Consider the following 2,759-nt stretch of genomic DNA (forward strand, 5'->3'; position numbering starts at 1 on the left):
GTGCCGGCGGTGTGGTGCGGCGGTACCGCGGCACCACACCGCCGGCGTCGGAACGGTTCCTCTCTGCGGTCGGGCCCGGCGGACTACTCCTCGGCCTGTGCGTCGTCGCGTTCGCGGAGGGCCACCGGCACGCCCGCCAGGTCCTCCTCGTTGCACAACAGCTTCAGGTCGTAGTAGGGGTAGCCGTCCCGTTCGTCGTAGTCGAGGTGGACGGCGAGCACGTCCACCGGCTCACCGAGCCACCGCTGGGCCTGCTTGAGCCACCCGGCGCAGCGTTCCATCGCCGCCGGGAGATCGTCGTCGCGGAACTCCACCGGGCGATAGGGCACGTCCTGTACCTGGTCCCGCGGGTCCGAAGGCGTCGGAAGCCCCGGCGAGACACCCGCGTCGTTGAGTTCCAGCTGGATGATTTCCTCACTCACCCCCTGAGCGTCCCTCAGCGGAGGGCGCAGGGCAAGCTCCCAGGACACGCAGAGCGATGTCGGCGTGGGCCCCGGCCAGGTCACCGAGCGACAGGCTTCCCCCGGCCGAGTACCAGTGCGCGACCCCGGTGCACATCTGCAACAGCGCGATCCGGGTGACGTGCGGATGTGCGGTACGGAACACACCCGCCCGGACCCCCTCGGCGATGGTGTCCGACCACACGCGCTCGTACCCGTCGCGCAGGGACACCACCTCGTCCCGCACCTCCCGCGGCAGGGCGTGCAGCTCGTGGTCGACGATGCGGGTCTCCCGCGGCATCCGGGCGTGCGCGTCGACGTGCCCGGTCACCAGCCGCCGGATCCGCTCGCACGGGTCGGCCACGGTGTCGGCCACGGCGGTGGCCGCGTCGAGCAGGTCCCGCAGACACGTCCGCATGATGCCGGCGAGCAGGTCCTCCTTGGCGCCCATGTAGTGGTAGAGACTCGCGGTGGACACGCCCGACGCGCGGGCGAGGTCCCGGATGCCGGTGCCGTGGAAGCCCCGGGTGGCGAACAACTCCACGGCCGCCTCGTGGACCCGCGCCCGGGTGTCTACCGCCACCGGCCCTCCCTGCTGTCGTAACACCCCGCGAGGGGGTCACCGTCGTCCGCGCGCAGCGCCCCCTTGGCGACCCGCTCGGAGTCGGTCATCGGGAGCGAGTCCACCACCGCCCAGTAGCGCGGCACCTTGAACGCGGCGAGCTTGCCTGCGCAGAACGCGGCCAGCTCGGCCGGGTCGGGGGTGGTCTCCCCGGTGTTTCCGTCGCCGGGTTCGGTGCCGGTGGTGGGGACCACCCACGCCTTGGCCTCCTCGCCGCGCAGCTCGTCGTCGACGCCGACGACGGCGGCGGCGCGCACGCCGGGATGGCGCAGCAGCGCCCGCTCGACCTCCTCGGCGGCGATGTTCTCCCCGCTGCGGCGGATCATGTCCTTGGTGCGGCCGACGAAGAACACGCGCCCGTCGGCGTCCATCGTGGCGAGGTCCCCGGTGCGGAACCACCCGCCGTGGAACGCCCGGGCCGTGGCCTCGGGGGCGTCGTGGTAGCCGTGCATCATCCCGACCCCGCGCAGCAGGAGCTCGCCCTGTTCCCCGCGGGGCACCGGGCGGCCGTGCCCGTCGGCGACCATCACCTCCCGCCCCGGCGCGGGCCTGCCGAGACAGCCCGTGCCCACGAAGTCGTCGTGCTCGTCCGGCGGCATGCGGAGGTCCGAGCCGGTCTCGGTCATGCCGAACGCCTCGTACCACGGCACGCCCCAGCGGCGTTCGAGCTCGGCGTGCAGCTCCGCCGGGATCGCCGACGCGCTGACCGCTCGCACGCGGTGGCGGGTGTCGTCGGGGTCCGGCGGCATCCGCAGCAGCAGGGTGGGCATCAGCCCGAGGCAGTAGAACCAGGTCACGCCGTACTCGCGGACCCGGTGCCAGAAGGTCGACGGGTGGAAGCCGTCCAGCACGACCAGCCGCGCCCCGGAGTACAGTCCCAACGCGACGTTCCACTGTGGATCGATATAGTGGAACGGCTGGGCGGTGAGCACCGTGTCGTCGGCACCGATGTGCGGGAAGTCGGTGACCAGCCCGCGCGCCAGCGTCGTCCAGTAGCGCTGGGGCAGCACGCACCCCTTCGGGGCGCCGGTGGTGCCCGAGGTGTACTGGATGTTCGCCGGGAGCTCGCCCGTGCCTCCGGACGGGGCCCCGGTCGCCGTGCCCCCGGTCGCCGTGCCCGCGGTCTCCGTGCCCGCGGCGAGGTCGTCGACGGTCAGCACCCGCTCCACGGCGGTCGCGGGGGCGATCGACTCCAGCAGGTCGCGGAACTCGTCGGTGGTCACCGCCAGCCGCGCGCCGGAGTGCGCGAGAACGTGTTCCCCGTCCAGCTCCCGGTACTTGGTGTTCACCGGCACCAGCACGGCCCCAAGCCGGGCCAGGGCCAGCCACAGCAGCGGGAACTCCGGCCGGTTGCGCAGCATCACGGCCACCCGGTCGCCCCGGCCCACCCCGAGCCCGGCCAGCGCGGCGGCGAACGCACCGGTGTGTGCGGCGATCTCGGCGAAGGTGAACCGTTGCCCGGTCTCGTCGAACACCCACGCCTCGCGGTCCGGCCACCGGGACGCCGCGTGCTCGAGGAGACCGACCAGGTCGTCGGGGTCGTCCGGCGCGCCGCGCACGGCCGCCTCCGCCGGGCCCGGTGTCCGACCTCCGCGGCTCACCGGTGCGGCTCCCCGGCCTCGGGGGCGGGGGCGTACTCGGTGATCAGCGCGTGGCCGACCTCCAGCTCCAGCGCCGAGTCCACCGCCGTGTCGACG

At 73.6% G+C, this 2,759-nt stretch carries 3 protein-coding genes; all 3 read right to left on the reverse strand.

Annotated elements, in window-relative coordinates; translation table 11 throughout:
* Positions 1–83 precede the first annotated feature (83 nt).
* From SACPADRAFT_RS0215880 to SACPADRAFT_RS0215890, 3 genes are read right to left on the reverse strand one after another with little or no spacing between them, the layout of a single operon-like run.
* The gene (locus tag SACPADRAFT_RS0215880) at positions 84–422 is read right to left on the reverse strand and encodes a hypothetical protein (RefSeq protein ID WP_007027166.1); all 339 of its coding nucleotides are present in this window, start codon (positions 420–422) and stop codon (positions 84–86) included.
* On the reverse strand, positions 415–1,023 hold the full coding sequence (locus SACPADRAFT_RS0215885; protein WP_007027167.1) for a TetR/AcrR family transcriptional regulator: 609 nt from the start codon (positions 1,021–1,023) through the stop codon (positions 415–417). Before SACPADRAFT_RS0215885 ends, SACPADRAFT_RS0215880 begins: the two co-directional genes overlap by 8 nt.
* Positions 1,014–2,621, reverse strand: a complete 1,608-nt coding sequence (locus SACPADRAFT_RS0215890; RefSeq protein ID WP_007027168.1) for an AMP-binding protein — start codon at positions 2,619–2,621, stop codon at positions 1,014–1,016. Before SACPADRAFT_RS0215890 ends, SACPADRAFT_RS0215885 begins: the two co-directional genes overlap by 10 nt.
* Positions 2,622–2,759: the final 138 nt, after the last annotated feature.

Origin of the sequence: Saccharomonospora iraqiensis subsp. paurometabolica YIM 90007, assembly GCF_000231035.2 — a bacterium.
Taxonomy (GTDB): Bacteria; Actinomycetota; Actinomycetes; order Mycobacteriales; family Pseudonocardiaceae; genus Saccharomonospora; species Saccharomonospora paurometabolica.